20 protein-coding genes are annotated in these 19,957 nt (G+C 42.6%); 14 read left to right on the top strand and 6 right to left on the bottom strand.

Annotation, left to right across the window (positions count from 1 at the left end):
- Positions 1-34: 34 nt before the first annotated feature.
- From R8389_RS06555 to R8389_RS06545, 3 genes are read left to right on the top strand one after another with little or no spacing between them, the layout of a single operon-like run.
- Complete coding sequence (locus R8389_RS06555; protein ID WP_317637230.1) at positions 35-1,636, top strand: ATP-binding cassette domain-containing protein; 1,602 nt, start codon at positions 35-37, stop codon at positions 1,634-1,636.
- On the top strand, positions 1,626-2,879 hold the full coding sequence (locus R8389_RS06550) for an ATP-binding cassette domain-containing protein (protein WP_317637229.1): 1,254 nt from the start codon (positions 1,626-1,628) through the stop codon (positions 2,877-2,879). The genes R8389_RS06555 and R8389_RS06550 overlap by 11 nt, the downstream gene beginning before the upstream one ends.
- Complete coding sequence (locus R8389_RS06545; protein ID WP_317637228.1) at positions 2,866-3,216, top strand: ATP-binding cassette domain-containing protein; 351 nt, start codon at positions 2,866-2,868, stop codon at positions 3,214-3,216. Before R8389_RS06550 ends, R8389_RS06545 begins: the two co-directional genes overlap by 14 nt.
- 104 nt (positions 3,217-3,320) lie before the next feature.
- Here the strand turns inward: R8389_RS06545 and R8389_RS06540 are convergent, their stop codons facing one another.
- The gene (locus tag R8389_RS06540; protein WP_317637227.1) at positions 3,321-4,679 is read right to left on the bottom strand and encodes an HD domain-containing protein; all 1,359 of its coding nucleotides are present in this window, start codon (positions 4,677-4,679) and stop codon (positions 3,321-3,323) included.
- Between the two features lie 378 nt (positions 4,680-5,057).
- Between R8389_RS06540 and R8389_RS06535 the strand changes: the two genes are divergently transcribed.
- The 11 genes from R8389_RS06535 (at position 5,058) to murA (ending at position 16,327) form a co-directional block, all read left to right on the top strand.
- Positions 5,058-5,594: an MFS transporter gene (locus tag R8389_RS06535; RefSeq protein WP_317637226.1), complete on the top strand. Its 537-nt coding sequence runs from the start codon at positions 5,058-5,060 to the stop codon at positions 5,592-5,594.
- Positions 5,595-5,762: 168 nt separating this feature from the next.
- A complete protein-coding gene (locus R8389_RS06530; protein ID WP_317637224.1) occupies positions 5,763-6,017 on the top strand; it encodes an MFS transporter in 255 nt (84 codons plus the stop codon).
- 352 nt (positions 6,018-6,369) lie between these two features.
- Entirely contained in the window at positions 6,370-7,614 is a 1,245-nt protein-coding gene (gene arcA / locus R8389_RS06525; protein WP_317637223.1) for an arginine deiminase, read from the top strand.
- A gap of 34 nt (positions 7,615-7,648) precedes the next feature.
- Positions 7,649-8,695 carry an ornithine carbamoyltransferase gene (gene argF, locus R8389_RS06520; protein WP_317637222.1) on the top strand — a complete coding sequence of 349 codons (1,047 nt, stop codon included), beginning with the start codon at positions 7,649-7,651 and terminating at the stop codon, positions 8,693-8,695.
- Positions 8,695-10,128 carry an arginine-ornithine antiporter gene (gene arcD / locus R8389_RS06515; RefSeq protein ID WP_317637221.1) on the top strand — a complete coding sequence of 478 codons (1,434 nt, stop codon included), beginning with the start codon at positions 8,695-8,697 and terminating at the stop codon, positions 10,126-10,128. The genes argF and arcD overlap by 1 nt, the downstream gene beginning before the upstream one ends.
- A 19-nt stretch (positions 10,129-10,147) precedes the next feature.
- Positions 10,148-11,089 (top strand): carbamate kinase, encoded by a 942-nt coding sequence (gene arcC, locus R8389_RS06510; RefSeq protein WP_317637220.1) that lies wholly within the window; start codon positions 10,148-10,150, stop codon positions 11,087-11,089.
- Positions 11,090-11,212: 123 nt separating this feature from the next.
- Positions 11,213-11,932, top strand: a complete 720-nt coding sequence (locus tag R8389_RS06505; protein ID WP_317637219.1) for a PucR family transcriptional regulator — start codon at positions 11,213-11,215, stop codon at positions 11,930-11,932.
- A gap of 265 nt (positions 11,933-12,197) precedes the next feature.
- The gene (locus R8389_RS06500) at positions 12,198-12,602 is read left to right on the top strand and encodes a DUF1934 family protein (protein WP_317637217.1); all 405 of its coding nucleotides are present in this window, start codon (positions 12,198-12,200) and stop codon (positions 12,600-12,602) included.
- A gap of 44 nt (positions 12,603-12,646) precedes the next feature.
- Positions 12,647-13,183 carry a DNA-directed RNA polymerase subunit delta gene (gene rpoE, locus R8389_RS06495; RefSeq protein WP_317637216.1) on the top strand — a complete coding sequence of 179 codons (537 nt, stop codon included), beginning with the start codon at positions 12,647-12,649 and terminating at the stop codon, positions 13,181-13,183.
- Positions 13,184-13,305: 122 nt separating this feature from the next.
- Positions 13,306-14,925, top strand: coding sequence for a CTP synthase (pyrG, locus tag R8389_RS06490; RefSeq protein WP_317637215.1), 1,620 nt, complete (start codon positions 13,306-13,308; stop codon positions 14,923-14,925).
- A 127-nt stretch (positions 14,926-15,052) separates the two neighbouring features.
- On the top strand, positions 15,053-16,327 hold the full coding sequence (murA, locus tag R8389_RS06485) for a UDP-N-acetylglucosamine 1-carboxyvinyltransferase (RefSeq protein ID WP_317637214.1): 1,275 nt from the start codon (positions 15,053-15,055) through the stop codon (positions 16,325-16,327).
- Between the two features lie 384 nt (positions 16,328-16,711).
- On the opposite strand, the gene R8389_RS06480 is transcribed toward murA, so the two are convergent.
- From R8389_RS06480 to R8389_RS06460, 5 genes are all read right to left on the bottom strand, one after another.
- Positions 16,712-17,341, bottom strand: a complete 630-nt coding sequence (locus R8389_RS06480; protein WP_317637213.1) for a hypothetical protein — start codon at positions 17,339-17,341, stop codon at positions 16,712-16,714.
- 104 nt (positions 17,342-17,445) lie between these two features.
- Positions 17,446-17,922 carry a hypothetical protein gene (locus R8389_RS06475; RefSeq protein ID WP_317637212.1) on the bottom strand — a complete coding sequence of 159 codons (477 nt, stop codon included), beginning with the start codon at positions 17,920-17,922 and terminating at the stop codon, positions 17,446-17,448.
- 23 nt (positions 17,923-17,945) lie between these two features.
- On the bottom strand, positions 17,946-18,443 hold the full coding sequence (locus R8389_RS06470; protein ID WP_317637211.1) for a hypothetical protein: 498 nt from the start codon (positions 18,441-18,443) through the stop codon (positions 17,946-17,948).
- 3 nt (positions 18,444-18,446) lie between these two features.
- Positions 18,447-18,980, bottom strand: a complete 534-nt coding sequence (locus R8389_RS06465) for a hypothetical protein (protein ID WP_317637210.1) — start codon at positions 18,978-18,980, stop codon at positions 18,447-18,449.
- A gap of 13 nt (positions 18,981-18,993) precedes the next feature.
- Entirely contained in the window at positions 18,994-19,461 is a 468-nt protein-coding gene (locus tag R8389_RS06460) for a hypothetical protein (protein ID WP_317637209.1), read from the bottom strand.
- Between the last annotated feature and the right edge of the window lie 496 nt (positions 19,462-19,957).

The following is a 19,957-nucleotide window of genomic DNA, read 5'->3' as shown; positions in this document are numbered from 1 at the left end:
TATTCACAATTTAATAAGCGAAAGGATAGAAGCGATGTCACTAAAAGGAATATTAAAAAACAACCCATTGCGGGCTGCTGTGGTTATGGCTACTTACGTTGCGTATGCACTCGCATCGACCATATCAATGTACCTGTTCAAGTATGCAATTAATGACCTGACTGCTAACAAGTGGTCACGTTTTGTCTTCTGGCTGTTGATAATGGCTGCAGGTGGCCTGCTGGCGGTTCTTCTGCATGCACTGGCCACGTATTTGTACAGCAAGCAGGTGCAGGATTACTTCCACCAGGTGCGGAGGCAAATCATGCACCACTATTATGCCCAGGGCACAACTAAAGTTGCGGCAATGCAGAACCAATTGGGCAATAATTTAAAGGTCCTGACCGATGATTATGCAATGCCCTTATTGCAGGTTTGGCAGAACCTGTTGAGTGTCACGATGACGACCACGGCGCTGTTCACACTGCACTGGTCGCTGATTGCGGCAACTGCGGTAGTGGTGGTCATCGTTCTTTTGTTACCCAAAATAATAGAAAAGCAGATGGGACAAGCCTCCATAGCTGCAACAAAGAAAAACGCAAAAATGCTGGATACAGTTAAAAACTGGTTTGCCGGGCTCAGTGAGTTGCGTCGCTATAAGTCCGGTAAGCGACTAAACCAGGAAATTGATCAGAGCAGCCAGGCCCTGGCCCAGGCCAATATCGCTAAGAAACGCTACGAGGGCGTTTCAATAGGCATTAATGGTTTGGGCAACGCCATTGGTCAGATCGGAATTGCCTTCTGGGGCGGAATCTTGTACTTCAATCGTCAAGTCAGTCTAGGTGACTGGTCCGTAGGCGCGGAATTTACCTCAACGATTTTCAATGGTCTGTGGTCAATCATCAGTGCATTGACCCGGATCAAATCAACCAAAAAGCTGCGCCAAGAAATAGAAGAGTTGATTGTACCTGTTGCGGATGAGCAGCAGAGCACAAATGTTTGCGGAGTTACGGGTAAAAACTTGGTGGTTAAATATGATAACGGTGAAACGATTGCCTACCCCGATTTCAATGTAAACAGGGGCGATAAGGTGTTGCTTGTGGGCGATTCCGGTACCGGTAAGTCGACTTTGTTCAAGGTCATGCTGGGGCAGATCACGCCTGCCAGTGGTGAACTAGCTTTTACCGATGAAGCGGGCCGGAAGGTGGCACCGCAAGAAGCGCACTTGGGATATATTGCACAGGATGCCAGCCTGTTTCCAGATACGATTATTAATAACATCACCATGTTCAGCCAGAAATTGGCAAACCGGGTTGATCAGACTGTGGAAAAAGTAGGCCTGGTCCCGGATTTGGCCAAGTTCGCTAGCCATGGTGAAACGGTTATTGACTTAGATCAGAACAACCTGTCCGGTGGACAGAAGCAAAAAATTGTGCTCGCCCGGGCCGAAATCCACAACACACAGTTTCTCTTACTCGATGAGGCTACCAGTGCGATTGATAGTCAAACTACCAATGCAATCGTGTGCGAATTGCTGAATATGGATGCGACCGTCATCCTAATCGCGCATAACTTCAGCCCGGAGTTGGTCAGTCGGTTTGATTACCAGATCCACCTAAAGGCAGATAATAAGGAAGGTGAAAAGGATGTCAATTAAAGATTATTACAAGCAGAGCCCTTTGCGCTTCATCCTCATGATTGTCAATGACATTCTCATATATGCGTTACTGATTGTCTCAACTGCGGTAGTAATGATGGAGATGACCGCAATTCAGCAGTGCAACTGGCGAGATTTCTTGCTTTTGACTCTTGCCTGCTTCGGCCTTATTCTGGCCGACTACTTGCTGCAAGGCTTTAATGATTACCTGGTAGGCAAGCAGAATGAGCTGTACTACGTAACTTTGCGGCAAAAGATTACATGGCATCTCTACCGCGATCAGCTGTCCCACCCGGTGGCCCAGGTGCAGAATAGGTTGACCAACGACTTGGTGCAGAACATGGAGAACTACCTGGAAGCCTTTATGGAAATTATTGGCGGTGTGACCGTCCTTGTGGCTGTAATTATTCTGCTCCTTGCACTACACTGGAGCCTGCTGTTAACAATCATGGCAATGGTGGCGGTCTCGCTGCTTCTGCCTAAATTGCTGGAAAAGCCCATGCAAAAAGCCACGCTGCGAATTTCAGAGAGCAACCGCAAGTATCTCGATAGTCTAGGTAAGTGGATCAGTGGTCTTGCTGAACTTAGGCGCTATCTTGCTGGTGAAAAACTTTTCAGCGTTACTAGCAAGGCTGGGCGCAAACTGGAAGATTCCAACGTCAGGCAAACCGCCGTTATGCAGGAATTGACTGTGATCAACGGCTTTGTGTCAACGGTATTTAGTACAATCTTATTAATTTTGGCTGGTTACCTGATTCAGCAAAAGCTGGTCGTCTTCGGAGTAATTGTTGCGGTTGATAACTGCAGTTTGTATTTGACTATGGGAATCCAGCTTATGGTCGGTGCTTACGGCAGGATTAAGGGTACAAAGAAACTTAACCAGGAGATTGCTGCTTCTGCCCTGCCTATTGTTGAGGTCAAAGGGCAAAATACGGGCACGCCCGCTGCAATTAGTACGCATAATCTTAGTCTGCAGTTTCCTAACGGCGAGTCTCTGCACTTCCCCGACATTGACGTGCAGGCCGGCGAAAAGATTCTGCTAACTGGTGATTCCGGTGCCGGCAAGTCGACACTGCTTAAGCTGATACTTGGTCAGATTGACGCGAGTTCGGGTACAGTTGCTTTTAAGGATGACCAGGGCAACGTGGTCAAGCCCGACATGAGCCGGGTTGGGTTATATACCGCAGGAACCAGTCCTCTTCCCGGCCAGCATTACGGACAATGTGACTATGTTTATGGATGAACTCAAGCAATCTGTACCAGCACTTGTGGAAAAGGTTCAGTTAGCGGGCGATATTACTAAATTCAACCAGGGGCTGGATGAACAAATTGACTTAAACAAATTGAACATTTCTGGCGGCCAACGGCAGAAGATTGTGCTCGCCCGTGCATTGGCCCACCAAAGCGAAATCATTCTGATTGATGAGGGCACCAGCGCGATTGACCAGAAGGCGACGATGGAAATTCTTAAGATTGTCACTGCAACGCCAGCTACGGTTATCTTCATCGCTCACAGTTTTAACGCGCAGATGACACAGTTATTTGATAGGGAGATCCACTTAGAAAAAGCGACGAAGTAAAAACATACTAAAATAGTGTTAAATCATTTTGGGCGAATTAATGATTTAGCACTATTTTTATTTTGGAATGAGCAGCGCGAGTCGTTCTGCTTGCTACCGTCTCCTTATTTCCTCGGTCTTCTCAAGTAGCGCAATTCACCATTTTTTACATAGCGTTGAAATTGCTGGTAGAGCGGATCAAAGATCTGCACATCGATACTGCTTGACATCATGACCTTGGGAAAGAAGAAGCGTTCATCCCCTTGCAGGGTACCGTTGAGGGCGCGGACTAGGGGGCTTAGTTGGGAGAGTTCAATCAGTTGACCGTCATCCTGCATGATCTCAATTTGGCTGTTAGCGTTTTTGCCGCTCGGCTTATATGCATCATAAGGTTCATCGAAAGCAGAATTGGTATCAGTATAATAAGTTGGATCGAAACCAGCCTGTTTGATCAAGTCTTTCATTTTGGGCAATAAGTTTCTGGTTTCTTCAGCGATGCAAACACTAGCCAGCGGCTTCCGGTATAGATATCGGCTGGTCAAATCGGCCAAAATCGGATCGGCAGAATCGGTCCACATCGAAAAGTTGGTCTCCATTACGCCGTCGTTTAGCTTGAGGTAGTCATCCAGGGTCCAGGAACCAGCTAGAAATTTAGCTAAACTAGGTGTTACCTGTAAATTGCCTTGCTGGTAAATAATTTTGGCGCGCTCCAGCAGGTGCTGCAGGATTACCTCCATTGAGCGGCCCACCCGGTGAAAGTATACTTGCTGGTACATTTGATAACGTGAAACAACGTAGTCTTCAACGGCATGCATGCCGGCCATGGTGAAGCAGATTCCTTCATTATAAGGCCGAATCTCCTGCAAGATCCTTGACAGGTCAAACTCGCCGTAGGTCACGCCGGTGTAGTAGGCATCACGTTGTAAGTAGTCCATCCGATCAGCATCGGCTTGACTAGAAATCAGCTTGACTACCTGTGGATCGGGGTAGGTTTTAGCAATTACACTAGCCACTAACTCGGGAAAATTAGGTGCCACCTGACGCAAAACTTGGTTTATCTCGGTAGATGGATCGGTGATGATCTTTTGACCGATTTTTTCGTGGTTGGTGCCAAAAAGATGCTCAAAGGTATGCGAGTACGGACCGTGGCCAATATCGTGGAGCAAGGCAGCACATTCAACTAGAAGTCGGTTTCCATCATCCCAAAGGCCATCTCCAGATGTACGTGATGGGTATTTTTCAGCAAAAATATTGCAAATGCGGCGGGTCAGTTCATAAACACCTAGGTTGTGCTCAAAGCGAGTGTGGGTAGCACCGGGAAAGACGTAGGCAATGGGACCTAACTGCTTGATGCGCCGCATACGTTGAAACTCTTTGGTTTTTAAGATATCTAGGATTACTTGGTCTTCAATGTGAATATATTCGTGCACAGGATCGCGCAAAACAACTTCTTGGTTTAACTTGGTATTTTGAAATTTAGTCATATAAATTCCTCGGAACTTGAGATAAAAATGCTTTTATTAGCTAAATTATAGCAAACTTACGGTTATCGTGTTACTGTGACCACTAAGCTGTGGATTTGATGAATGTAAGATGATAAAGCTAATTGTGTTTTAGTTTAGCCTGGAATATGATTAGGATAACTTAACTCGTCAGATTGGAAGAGAGGGTTATATGCTAGGGAAGAAATCGTATCTGGCCTCGCGTCTTACATGTGGTCTAGGTAATTCATTATATGGTCTGGTTTTCATTTGGTGGTTACAAGTCCAAAGCAAAAGTTCGACGTTGGTTGGTTTTGCCAATGCAATTTTTATGGGCCATTTATTGATAGTCATTCTTACAAAAAGACGAGCATTTATGCAATGGTTACTCAGGTTGCTTTGACCTTTTTATTGTCTGCTGCCATGGCTTTTTTGACGCACAATTACGCTTTGGCCCTCGTGTTGGCCGGAGCTTTATCAATTTGCGATGAATTTTTTAATCCTGCCGACCGGGCCATCTTGAAGGGGACTATTTCTAATGATGCTGAAATGACAGGCGTAATCTCCCAGGTTAATATGATTGACCAAGTCGTTAGTATTGCTGGCACTGCACTCTCAGGTGTCCTGTTAACCTTGATAACTAGCGGACAAATCATTTTATTATGTAGCGGGCTCAGTTTATTGGGACTACTGTTGCTTTTGGTGGCTTTCAGGCGTGTACCAACGCAAAATCTGCACCAAGAAAGTAACCAGGACAGCTTGTCCAATTACTGGCAACGGGTTACCAGTGGCTATTATTACATTAAGCAAAATCAGTTTTTAAATCGATATTTTTGGTCATCATTATTGTTTTCATTTGCGACCCCAGCAATGATGCTAATTCTGCCGCGAATAGCACAAAAAGCTGGCAAACCATAACTTTACAGCAGCTTTTATATTGCGTTAATGTTGGGCTTTATTTTAGGGGCTCTGCTTTCAAGTAGGATGGTCGCAAGCGCCAGAGTAATTGGGCTGGCTTGGTTGATTAGTGCGCTCCCTTTAGGATTAATGCTAATTTTTAGCTCTAATATGGTCATTTTAATAACTTTGATTTTTTTCTTTGCGATTGTCACAAGCATTCATAACGTTTTAGGCGAGGCAAAGGAACAAACGGCGACGGCTGACTCTTATTTGGGCCGAGTAATGACGACCATTAGAACCAGTACGCAAATTGGTGGACCACTTATGTCCGTTGTTGCTGGGGTTCTGCTCGATCATGCGGGCCAAAACCTGTTAATTAGCGGTTGTACACTACTGATATTACTTGGTGGCATCAACATGTTATTAGTCAAAGAAGGCTAGCTTCATTTGACAGAATTTTTTCAGAAAAGCGACTGCTAGCAGTCGCTTTTTATTTTGTTAAGTTAATAACAAGTATTTATTAAGAGAATTACCAGCTTATTTTATGATTTTAAAACTTCAGTTGGTAAAAGCAAGAATTTCTACATAAAAGTGGTAAGTCCTGCTACAACGGTTATTAAGCCCTTGTGTTTGACTCTTGCTGGTGGGATGATTTAGACAAATTATCCAAATGGATAAAAAAGTCTATCAAAAATGCCGTTTTACTAAAAAAGCTAATTTGTGATAATAATCTCGTGAATTAGAGAAAGCGCTTTTACCAGAATTCACGGTTGGTAGATAAGGAGAAGCAATTATGAAAGATCCCGCAATAAATGTTAATTCGGAAATCGGGAAATTAAAGACAGTATTACTAAAGCGACCAGGGGATGAAATTGAGAATATTACCCCTGATTCGATGGAAGAGCTTCTTTTTGATGACATCCCATACTTGAAGATGGCACAAAAAGAACATGACTGCTTTGCTGAAACCCTCAGAGAAAATGGGGCTGAAACACTGTACATTGATGAATTGGCCGTTGAGGCGCTTTCGCAAGATGAGACAGTTAAGCAAAAGTTTGTTGAACAATATCTTAGTGAACATAACTATGGTGAGGGCGTAACGCATGATATCTTGCGGGAGTATCTCACGGGGTTAACTGTTCGCGAGATGGTTACTAAGCTTTACAGCGGAGTTCGGCGTAATGAACTAGACATTCCCTTAAAAGACAAGACTTTACACGATTTGGCTGGTGGGGATGCAAGTAGTCCTTTCCTACTTAACCCGCTTCCTAATGCATACTTTACCAGAGACCCACAAGCGTCTATTGGTTCAGGCCTAACAATTAATCACATGACCTTTAAGGCACGGCGCCCAGAGTCATTATTTACTGAGTTTGTGATGGCCCATCATCCGCGCTTTGCTGGCCATGTCAATGTTTGGCGTGACCGCAACCATGACACCCGGATTGAGGGTGGCGACGAATTGGTCTTGAGTGACCATGTTCTGGCAATTGGTATCTCAGAGCGGACGTCCTCTAGGACAATTGAGGCACTTACCAAGGAGCTTTTCACAAGTAGTGATAGCAAGTTTGATACTGTGGTTGCAGTTGAGATTCCGCATAACCATGCGATGATGCACCTGGATACTGTTTTCACAATGGTCAACCGTGATCAATTTACAGTTTTCCCAGGAATTATGGACGATGCTGGCAAGATGAACATATTTGTCTTAACACCAGACGACAACGGTAAAATTAAGATGGAACACCACACCGACTTAACTGAGACGCTCAAACAAGTTTTGCACTTGTCAGAACTTGACATGATTCTCACTGGTGAAGGTGATGCGATCGTGGCGCCACGGGAGCAGTGGAATGACGGTTCAAATACACTGGCAATTGCCCCAGGTGAAGTAGTTACCTATAACCGTAATTATGTCAGCAACGAGATTCTACGTAAGCACGGCATTACTGTGCATGAGGTAATTTCAAGTGAATTATCTCGTGGTCGTGGTGGTCCGCGTTGTATGTCACAACCGCTGTGGCGTGAAGATTTATAGGTTTTAGTAAGTAAATAGTAAAGGAAAAAATGACATGACGATTAATTCAGTATTTCAAGGACGTTCATTGCTTGCAGAGAAGGACTTCACTCCTGCAGAAATTCAATATTTAGTTGACTTCGGTCTGCACTTGAAGACAATGCAACACGAGAATATTCCCCACCGCTACTTAGAAGGTAAGAATATTGCTCTCTTATTTGAAAAGACTTCAACTAGAACCCGTTCAGCTTTTACCACTGCTGCCATTGAGTTAGGTGCGCACCCTGAATACTTAGGTTCCAATGATATTCAACTTGGTAAAAAAGAATCAGTAGAAGATACTGCGATTGTTTTGGGTCGGATGTTTGACGGAATTGAATTCAGAGGATTCAAGCAATCTGACGTTGAAGAATTAGCACAGTATTCAGGTGTACCAGTTTGGAACGGTTTGACGGACGAGTGGCACCCTACCCAGATGATTGCTGACTTCATGACTATTAAAGAAAACTTTGGTCACTTACGTGGCTTAACGCTTTCCTTTATTGGTGACGGACGTAACAATATGGCCAACTCTCTGCTGGTTACTGGTGCAATGCTTGGCGTAAACGTTCATATCGTTGCTCCAGAAGAATTACATCCAGCACAAGAAGTTGTTAACTTGGCTAATAAGTTTGCTGCTGAGTCTGGTGCACAATTAATGGTTACTGCTGACATTGATAAGGGCGTTAAGGGCTCTAATGTCTTGTATACCGATGTTTGGGTATCAATGGGTGAGTCTGACTGGGAGAACCGGGTGAAGCTTCTCAAGCCTTACCAGGTTAATATGGAAATGATTAAGAAGACAGGCATGGGACCGGATGATTTGATCTTCATGCACTGTTTGCCAGCTTTCCATGACGTTAAAACCGAATATGGTAAGGATATTGAAGAAAAATACGGTATTACTGAAATGGAAGTTACCGATGAAGTTTTCCGTAGTCAATATGCACGTCAATTTGAAGAAGCAGAAAACCGTAAGCACTCGATCAAGGCAATCATGGCTGCCACTTTAGGTAACCTCTTTATCCCTGCTGTTCCCCCACTTGAGGATGCAAGAAAATAATGGCTGAAACAAAGGAAAAAGGAATTGCACTTCCCGCCTTAATTGCTTTGGTAGTGAGTTCTGCAATCGGATCAGGGATTTTCGATTTACCTTCTACTCTAGCTAAAGCAGCGACACCAGGCGCGGCATTGCTGGCCTGGGTAATTACTGGAATCGGAATTTTGGCCCTGGCTTTGAGCTTGAACAATCTGGTTCTTAACAAACCAGAACTGACCGGGGTGTCGGATTATGCTCGAGCTGGCTTTGGCGACTTTGCTGGTTTTATCTCCGGTTGGGGCTACTGGCTGTCTGCTTGGCTGGGTAATGTGGCCTTTGCGACGATGTTGATGTCGTCATTAGGCTACTTCTTCCCGCCACTGAAGTCGGGTAACAGCATAGCGGCAATCATTGTGGCTTCGGTTATTTCTTGGGCGTTGACAATCCTAGTCACGCATGGAATAGAATCTGCTGCCTTTATTAATGCAATCGTGACGGTTACCAAGATGATCCCGATTTTTGCATTCGTAGTAGTTGCCATTCTTAATTTCAAAGCGGGCGTCTTCACCAGTCACTTTTGGGTGAACTTAGCTACCAATATTAGTGGTAGCATAACTTACTCTAATGCGACTCCTGCTGGTATTTTTGACCAGGTTAAAGGTTGTATGATGGTGATGATGTGGGTTTTTGTCGGCATTGAAGGAGCTACGACGATGGCTGCCCGGGCTAAGAAAAAATCGGATGCTGGTCGAGCAACCATTATTGGCTTGATTTCACTACTAATCATTTATGTTGTGGTTTCCATTTTGCCATATGGTTACTTACCACTTTCCAAGCTTCAGACAATGCGTAACCCGGTCCTGCTCTACTTATTTAGAGATATGACCAATTCGTTTGGTGGTGCTTTTATCGCTATTGGGTTAATCATTTCTATTCTTGGGGCGTGGCTGTCATGGACTATGCTGCCAGTTGAGGCTACTTCTCAAATGGCCAAACAAGATTTACTCCCTGAGTGGTTTGGTAAGTTGAACAAGCATGGTGCGCCAGCTAACTCACTCTGGTTAACAGAGGTTTTGATTCAGCTGTTTCTCATTACCCTGCTGTTTACTAATCAAGCATACAATTTTGCATACTCGCTGTGTACTTCAGCGATTGTGGTTTGTTACGCATTGGTTGGGGCTTACCAGCTTAAACTAGGGTGGCAAAATAAAAACTTCAAGACAACCCTTGCCGGTTTAATTGCTCTAGTATTTGAAGTGATGGCGATCATCTTTTCAGGTTTGCAGTATTTGTGGCTCTGCACAATTGCTTATGTAATTGGCTTTGTCCTGTACTACCGCGCCCGCAAAGAAAAAGGTCATCCGATTAGCAAGTTGGAATGGTCTTTAATGATTATCATCTGCTTGTTAGCGATAATGGCAATAATTGCCCTGGTAATGGGAAAAATAAAAATATAGAAAGTATGGAATTGAAAGTATGAAAAGAATTGTTGTTGCATTAGGAGGTAATGCAATCTTAACGGATGATCCTTCGGCACAAGCACAGCAGCAGGCACTGATGACAACAGCTGGCTATTTGATGGACTTTATTGCTCAGGGTGATATTCAGTTAGTGATTACTCATGGTAATGGTCCTCAGGTTGGTAACTTGTTGTTGCAGCAACTTGATGGCAGCACCGAAAAAAACCCGACCATGCCGCTAGATACAGTCGGCGCGATGACGCAGGGTGAAATCGGGTTGTGGCTAGCAAACGCCTTGAATATGAATGCTGATCAACGTAACTTGCCCATAGATGCAATGACGATGTTGACGAGAACAGTAGTTGATGAAGAAGATCCGGCGTTTAAGGAACCATCAAAACCGATTGGACCTTTCTACGAACAAGCTGAACTAGCTGAAATTCGTCAGAAGTATCCAGAATGGCAACTTGTGGAAGATGCTGGACGTGGTTTTAGAAGGGTAGTACCTTCACCCAAGCCAGTCAGCATTATGGAAACTGACGCCATCAAAACCTTGGTCAACAAGGGTATGACACTGATTGCTGCTGGTGGTGGTGGTGTTCCCGTAGTAAAAACGGAGGACCAAATTCGCGGCGTTGAAGCGGTTATTGATAAGGACTTTTCAGCAGCCAAACTGGCAGAGCTAGTAGAAGCTGATGAGTTGATTATCTTGACTGCCGTAGAATATGTTTCGTTGAATTATAAACAACCAAATCAAAAAGACCTGCACCAAGTTTCGGTAGCAGAAATGAAGCAATACCTGGAAGAAGACCAGTTTGCCGGTGGTTCAATGAAACCAAAGGTTGAAGCGGCAGTTTCGTTTGTTGAATCGACTAAGCGAAAAGCAGTCATCACCTCATTGAATAATGTGTCACAATACTTGACTAATGGTGATGGAACGGTAATCACCCCTAATTAGCAAAATTTATCCAAGCATAATTATTAACGATTTACCTGATTGAGTTTCTCTTTTGTAAGTAGCAACACCTATTGATTAAAAATTTATAGTGTAACTATTCCAAAAATATGGGAGAATATGAGTATGCTTGAAAAATTTATGCATGAGTGGTTATATGTTTCAGACTATGATGTTCCAGTTGCTAACAATGGCTTTGATGGTCGGGCTAAGTTAAATGGTGTTGATTTAGACGTTAAGTATGTTGCTTTAGTTGCATCTACTGTTGGCAACAAGTTGCCTGAGTGGCGGCTAGCGTTTAACTTAGACAAAAACAAACGCGTATACGTTGTTCGACCGGATAAGGAAAATGAACTTTTAGCCAACATGCCACGTAATAGTTGTGTTGGAATTGGCAGTCGTCATTTCGACCTTTCAGGGAGTATTAAGGAAGCACTGCTGGCCTTGATGCTGACGAATAAGTTTGACCCAATTGTTCATTATACTGAACTCGCAAACATGTCTGCTATTGTACACTCATCGTTGGATTATCCTGTAATACGAAAAAAGTTAAGCACAATTGACGAAGACACCAAATCGACCTTATGGTTGTATACTAAAAACCAATTGTCGATGTCATCGTTAGCAGAAATTTTAATGGTTCACCCTAAGACAGTGGAATATCGGTTACAGAAAATAAAGTCTGTTACCGACCTTGATCCACATAAGGGGATTGATTTATTGCCATTGACAGTCGCATATTTGAAAGAAAAAACAGAAAATTTACGCATCCTTGAGACTGAGCTGCAGAGCTTTTCCGACGACATGTTGCCGCGGGATAAGACGACTTCAGTCAGTGTCAGTTAGGATGTAAGTCATTAGACATTGATTACATTTTAAAAATCTCCTTACAAATAAAGGTAAAAGCATAAGCTGGTTGATAGACCTGATTATGCTTTTTCCTCGTTAGCTGGCACCTATTGGGGGACAGTGAAATTCTGGCTAAAAAATCCTAATTACCTTATACTAGTGGGTAACACTTAATAAGTATTATCTATAAATAGTAAGTTAGGATTATTAATCTTGTGGCTAGTCAGTCTGATTAGCTTTTTTAGTTTAAAGAAGCAGAGCAATGACCAAAATAAAAGTAGACTTCATTAGTCAAATTACCCAAGAAAACGAAAGCGCAACCTTCCAAAAGACTGGTATTGGTGAACTTAATCAAGCCGCAGGCGTGACTCGGGTGGCTTATTTAGAAGAGGGAAGGGTGCCGGTTAAAGTCTTGATTAGGCAGGATGACGTGATTATCAGGCGCGGATCAGATAATACCGACTATTCTCAGCTTCACTTTAAGCGTGGTGAGCAGAAGGCATGCCGCTATGTAGCGCAAGGCTACCAGATGGATCTCAAAAGTCAAACCAAAGTAATTGAATTTTTTACTAAGAATGATGGTACCCAGCAACTCCAGATTGAATATGACCTCTTCAGTGGTCTATACTTAGTAGGAAATTATGTTGTTACGTTGATTTTTACCTAACCGCCTAGTAAAATAAGAAGAACTGTTAAGAAAGAGGAATGATTGTGGGATTAAACGACTTTAAAGACAAAAATCGCAACGAATTATCAATGATTGAAGTTGCTCGCGCAATACTAGAAGATAACAATAAGAGAATGGCCTTTGCTGATATTGTTAATGCCGTTCAAAAGTTTATGGATGAGAGCGACGAAGAAATCAGGGAGCGTTTGCCCCAATTCTATACTGATATGAACACTAACGGTGAGTTTATTTCAATGGGTGAAAATATCTGGGCCCTGCGTTCATGGTTTCCATACGAATCAGTTGACGAGGAAGTTAACCACCCTGAAGATGAGGATGAAGAAGACACCCGCACACACCATAAGAAGGTTAATGCCTTCTTAGCGAGCGCAACGGGTAGCGATGACATTATTGACTACGATAACGACGATCCGGAAGATGCTGACCTAGACGCGGCAGTGGCCGATAACTTTAGCGCTGATGATGACTTTGAAGATACTGATGACGATGATGATACTGACTTGCCTGATGGCATTGAAGGACAACTGTCTGAATTAGCTGACGATGATGAAGAGGAATAATTTGCTTGACTTCAAAGCCTAAAATAGATAATATTTAATTTGGGCACCTTATGTGCAATTATGCTCCCGTAAGGGAGCTTTTTTTATTTTTCCAAGTAATTTTAGTAAAAGGAGTTTGGCTAATGACGAAATATATCTTTGTTACCGGCGGCGTTGTTTCTTCTTTGGGTAAAGGCATTACTGCTTCAAGTCTAGGACGTTTGCTCAAAAATCGGGGCTTAAAGGTGACGATGCAAAAGTTCGATCCCTATGTCAATATTGACCCGGGTACCATGAATCCTTACCAGCACGGCGAGGTTTTTGTCACAGATGATGGTACGGAAGCCGATCTCGACCTGGGCCACTACGAGCGCTTTGTTGATGTACGTACCAGCAAGTACTCCAACGTCACCACCGGTAAGATTTATAAGGAAGTCTTGGAGAAGGAACGGCGGGGTGACTACCACGGTGCTACCGTCCAAGTTATTCCCCACATTACCGATATGATCAAGCAAAAAATCATGCGGGCCGGCCTGACCACTGATTCTGATGTTGTTATTTCGGAAATCGGTGGGACAGTTGGCGATATCGAATCAACCCCTTTTATGGAAGCAATTCGGCAAATGCGGCGAGAAGTGGGCGAACGGAACGTGATGTACATTCACTGTACGCTTGTGCCCTATTTGCATGCCGCGCGTGAGATGAAGACTAAGCCAACCCAGCATTCGGTTGCCGAGTTGCGAAGTATTGGAATTCAACCCAATATGCTAGTGTTACGTGCCGAAAAGCCAATTGATCAGGAGCACAAAGATAAGATTTCCAACTTTACGGACGTGCCTGTTGACCGCATTATTGAGTCAATCAATGCACCATCGCTTTTCGATTTGCCTTTGTCTTTTCAAGAGCAAGGCATGGACCAGAAAGTTTGCGACTTTTTGCAGCTTGAAAGTCCCAAAAACAAGGCGGATATGACCGAGTGGACAAAGTTAGCTGACCGGACCAAGAACTTGCAGCATACGACTAAAATCACCTTAGTCGGTAAGTATATTGAACTTGAAGATGCATATATTTCAGTAACTGATGCCTTAAAGCATGCGGGCTACCTGTATAATACCAATGTGGTAATTAATAAGGTCCAGGCAGAAGACGTTACTGCTGATAATATCAGCGACTACATGAAAGGGTCTGCTGGCTTGATTGTTCCTGGCGGATTTGGTACGCGTGGCCTGGAAGGGATGATTACGGCAATTAAGTACGCTCGTGAAAACGACCTGCCCTTCCTTGGTGTCTGTCTAGGTATGCAGATGGCAACTGTTGAATTCGCACGCAACGTGGTGGGGTTAACCGGAGCCAACTCAACCGAGGCTAATCCGGAGACTAAGTATAATGTGATTGATATTATGGCTGACAAACGTGATGAAGAAAATATTGGTGGGACCCTGCGCTTGGGCTTATATCCGGCTGCACTCAAGAAGGGGACGAAGACAGCTGCTGCCTATGACAATCAGGATGTGATTCAGGAGCGCCACCGTCATCGATTTGAGTTTAACAACGAATACCGGGAAGCGTTTGAAGCAGCTGGTATGACTTTTTCCGGAGTTTCGCCTGACAATCATTTGGTTGAAGTAATTGAAGTGCCACAGCATAAGTTTTTCATTGCCGCCCAATATCATCCTGAATTTTTGAGTCGGCCGCAGCGACCAGAAGGTCTATACAAGGCTTTTATTGGTGCTGCATCGGGCTTAACCGAAGAGCGTTTTTAAGCGGCGAATTTGAATAATACAAAATTATGTATAATGCTTGGAGAAGACAGGTTTCAGCCCTTGTGTTTTCGGGTGATTTCCTTTAACATGATGGTAACGAAAAAAATAGAAAAGGATATTTTCGCCAATGAAGCAAATGATAATTCATGGTGGAAAACCCCTGCAGGGTGATGTCTGGATTGGTGGCGCCAAAAATTCAACGGTGGCGCTAATTCCTGCGTCAATTTTGTCACATGCACCGGTGACTTTGGAAGGTGTTCCGAGGATTGCTGATGTTGACAACTTAATGGATCTGCTGAGCGAAATGGATGTCGTAAGTGATTTTCACAAGACTACCCTGCACATTAACCCAGAGAACATTAAGATGAGCCCATTGCCGAGCGGTAAAATCAAGAGTTTGCGGGCCTCCTATTATTTTATGGGGGCCCTTCTTGGCCGCTTTGGTAAGGCAGTTGTAGGTTTTCCCGGTGGGGATGACATTGGTCCTCGTCCCATTGACCAGCATATTAAGGGCTTCGAAGCCCTAGGTGCGATTGTTGAAAATGAAAACGACCAAATAACAATTACTGCTCCAGCTGGAGGTTTGCAAGGTGCAACGATTCACCTTGAAATGCCATCAGTTGGTGCAACGATGAACATTATCATGGCATCAGTTACCGCCCAGGGACAAACGGTTATTGCTAATGCTGCTAAGGAACCGGAAATAATTGACTTGGCGACTTTCTTAAATAACATGGGAGCGGTTATCCGAGGTGCCGGTACGGACACAATTCGTATCGAAGGAGTTGAAAAGATTGCGGCCAAGACACCGCACACAATTATTCCTGATCGAATTGAGGCCGGTACCTATATTTCTCTTGCTGCCTGCATCGGTAATGGCATTTGTATTCATAACATCATCGAGGAACACCTTGATTCATACCTGGCGAAAGTTGAAGAAATGGGTGTCGTGATTGAAGCTGATGAAGATTCACTCTATGTCTATCCGGCCGGTGACTTAAAGATGACGCAAATTCAGACCGGCTCGTATCCGGGTTTTGCGACGGATTTGCAACAACCGGTAACGCCACTCTTGCTAACGGCTAAGACCGGTGAGGGCGTCATTATTGATCAAATCTACCCTAAACGAGTTGGCCATATTGGGCAGCTACGTAAAATGGGCGCTGATATCCAAGTTGAAGACAATATTATCCTGGTTCATCCGACCGAGCATTTACAAGGTGCAACCGTTTCGGCAGGAGAGATTCGGGCTGGGGCTTGTCTAATGATTGCTGGTCTAATGGCTGACGGTGAAACCGTGATTAATAATGCGGGCAACATTTTACGTGGCTATGATCGAGTAGAGGAGAAGTTACATTTGCTTGGTGCAGATGTAACAATTCAGGATGTACCAGATAAATAAAAAAATTCTGTAAAATTAATTTATTAGTTAATTATTTATTAGTAATATTTAGAAAAAATGGTATAATATAGTTCGGAACAGGAGGTTTAGCCTCTAGCTAGACTTCCTGTTGAGCCGTCTATGACGGCAACAATAAGTTATATTAAATAACCTCTAGCTCTGATTATGAGCTACGAAACAAAACCCTCCATGGTGGAAAAAGTCTAGCCTGGAGGGTTTTGCTTTGCTTACCGTTATTTTGCAAGAGGTACTGTTCTTTGGACAAGAATAAAGCTAGCTGTAAACAAGCAAGGGCAGACTCACGTATTGTGAATCTGCCCAGGAGTGACCGTTAAGACGGTTATTTTTTTTGTCTAAAAGGGACAAGTAGGTCATAAAGATAATTTAGGCTCTTAGAATGGTGCCATCAGCGGCCAGAATAGCGGTGCGCTGCCGAAGTTTATCAGTGTTGAAAAGCTTCCACCGGCCGCCGCCATGGGGGTGGTCGCCTTTGCGGTTATTGGGACGAATCTGCCAGCCGCCGTCTGCTTCTTGCACTTCATTGCCAAAGGCGCCATCGTACTGCTTCAAGAACAGTCCCTGGTGGCTAAGCGATTGTTCGACTACCGACAAACCTTCACCAGCAAGACTACAGAAAATGGTGTCGTAACCGTCTTCAATGCGCATTAGTGAGTATTGGTCGGCGTTCTTAAAGAGAATATTTAAGCCGATGCGGTTGTCAATAATCATTTCTCTAATCAAGTCTGCGAGTTCCTCTGGCAAAATGTTGCGCTTGTCCTCGCTACTGCCATCTAAAAAGATATTGGTTGGATAATAGTAGCGAATAGTTAGGGCAATAAAAATTATTTTTTCGGCAAAGTCTGGCTTATAGTGTTTTTCTAGATAGTCTGCTAGTTCGGCATATTCCTCCGGAGCGGTGTCCGGAAAGGAGATCGGAACAAAGTCAGCATAGTAGTTACCTTGATCCTTATCCAATAAATTATTAATAAGTTTGAATGCTCTTTTTCCGTTCATATTAGGTCTCCTTGTGTTGTTTGAATACAAGTTTGGGAATTATTACTGATCATTTTGTTTGCTTCTTTTGAATTCATGACTTAAATCCTTGTAGCATTAGTTCTTTAATTTTTTAAATATATTCCCTGTTGCCTGACCAATTGCTTGACTAAAGCCAATGCATTGCCAGAAAGATTACGAAAAGAGGTATCGTATTCATCGCTAATACGCATAGTTGAGATTTGATTTTCATTTTTGAAAATAATATATAAGCCAGACCAATTCTCGATAATAATTTTATGAATGAGTTTAGACAGCTCGTCTAATCCCATATGGCGCAAATCCTTATTGACTAGATCAGGATAAATGGGTTCTTCAGCAGTATTATCTAAAAATACGTAAGATTCATAGTAGTGCATAATGGTAAAGGCAATAAAAACGATTTTGTTTGCAAAGTCTGGTTTATAGTGATTTTCAAGATAATCGGCTAATTCCGCAAAGTCTTCATTGGGAAAAGTAATGGGAACAAAATCAATGTAGTAATCGTTTTGTTTCTGGTCATATAAATCATCGATAATGGCGTTTGCTTCTTTTGCATTCATGTGTTCGTCTCGGTGATAACTTATTAGTAGATGAGTTTCAGATATAACCCTTGCTGGGTTACCAAAGATTTAGCAACTTCTAATGTCCCAGCAGAAAGGTTGAAGAAATAAGAATCTAGTCCGTCTTCAATTCGCAAGAGTGAAAGTTTGCCATCATTTTTGAAGAGGATATTTATACTTGACCAATTTTCAATTACGATCTTGTTAATTAACTTAGCTAACGCTTCTATTCCTAGATGGCGCAAATCTTTATTAATCAGTTCTGGATAAAGTGGCTCTACGTCATGATTATCTAAAAATACGTAAGATTCATAGTAGTGCATAATAGTGAAGGCAATAAAAGTGATTTTCTTGACAAAGTCAGGTTTAAAGTGGATTTCCAAATATGCTGCTAAATCGTTAAAGTCATCATTTTGAAAAGTAACGGGGACAAAGTCAATCAAATAATTATCTTTGCCCTTTCCTAAAAAGTGGTCTTCTAATAACTTATCAATAATGTTAATGGCTTTTTCTGTGTTCATGGTTTAGTTATTTGGTGCTTTCTTAAGATATATTCCTTGGTGGTTAACCAGTTGATCGACTAACTTCAAGGCGTTACCAGAAAGATTGCGAAAATAAGTATCGTATTCATCCTCAATTGCCATCAAAGAAAACTTGTCGTCATTCTTAAAAAGAATATTTATTCCTCGATAGTTGTCGATGACCATTTTACTAATTAGCTTGGCTAGCTCTTCCAGGCCGAGATGACGTAGATCCTTATAGCGTAGTTTTGAGAAGTAAATATCCGTTTCTGTCGCCTCATAATCTTCATCATTCTCATATTCATCTTCGTCACCATCAATTACTAAAGAAACGTAAGATTCATAGTAATGCATAATGGTAAAAGCGATAAAAACGATTTTGTTAGCAAAGTCTGGTTTATAGTGCTTTTCAAGATAATCTGCTAATTCCGCAAAGTCTTCGTTTGGAAAAGTAATGGGAACAAAATCAATGTAGTAATCGTTGTGATTTTGTTCATTTAAATCATCAATAATGGCGTTTGCTTCTTTTGAATTCATAGTTTAGGCTCCGTTATTTACGTAAAATTCTTCCATTTTCATCTAAAGTTCCCACTCTTCCATTTTCATCTAAAGTTCCCACTCTCCCTTTTTTATCGAAGAGTTTCCACTTACTACCGCCATGAGGATTACCCGGACTATTTTTGGGTCTAATTTCCCAGCCATGTTTAGCTTTTCGAATACCATTTTTAGCTTTTTTGGGAAATTGTTTCAAGTCTACCTGATATGCTGCCTTTTTTAGCCATTTAGGGATTTTTCTAGCAATTGCCTTGACGACAGCCGAAATTCCATCTTTAGTTTTTTTGGATTTGCTTTTTTTAGGCTTGCTCTTCTTAGAAGATTTACTTTTACCTTTGCTTTTCGATGATGATTTAACTTTTTTAGCTGTTCCGTTTTGGAAAGCTTTTCGTGCGATGTTATAGACTGCAGAACCTGCCGCGTAAGTTACGCCACCAATCACTAAAGCACCAGTGGCAGTCATGAGTACTTGTCCGAACGGAGGTACAAAGTAAAGGCCTGCTGCAGCTGGAATAACTGCAGCACCGCCAGTTATTGTCTTTCCTTTCTTAGTTTTCTCCTTACGACTTAAGGCACCGGAAGTTTTACTACCTGCTTGACCGGTGCGAGCACTGGTAACCTCTTTACTAGATTGCGCAGCGGCTAGTAGCGGCTAGTATTGTATTAGAAGCTGTACTTAATAACAAGCTAGTTACTAATGCAATAAGTCCACTTTTTAAAATCTTTTCCTCTTCATGTTATTCCTCCTGGTATAAAACTATATAAAAATATAGCAAGTTTATTTGTAAACTTTTTTGATTATACCTGATATAAAAAAATCATTCAATAAGATCTTAAAATAAGCCATTGCCCCGTTGATTGTTAGCGAATCGTCGGCTATATAATGCAAATAGTTAAAGTGAAAGCTATTTGATTTTTACTTTAACAAACTTTCACACTAATGGTCAAAAATCACACTA

This window comes from Lactobacillus xylocopicola (assembly GCF_033096005.1).
Lineage (GTDB): Bacteria > Bacillota > Bacilli > Lactobacillales > Lactobacillaceae > Lactobacillus > Lactobacillus xylocopicola.
The sequence above is the reverse complement of the archived record's forward strand: the minus strand, read 5'-3'. Positions and strand labels throughout refer to the sequence as shown.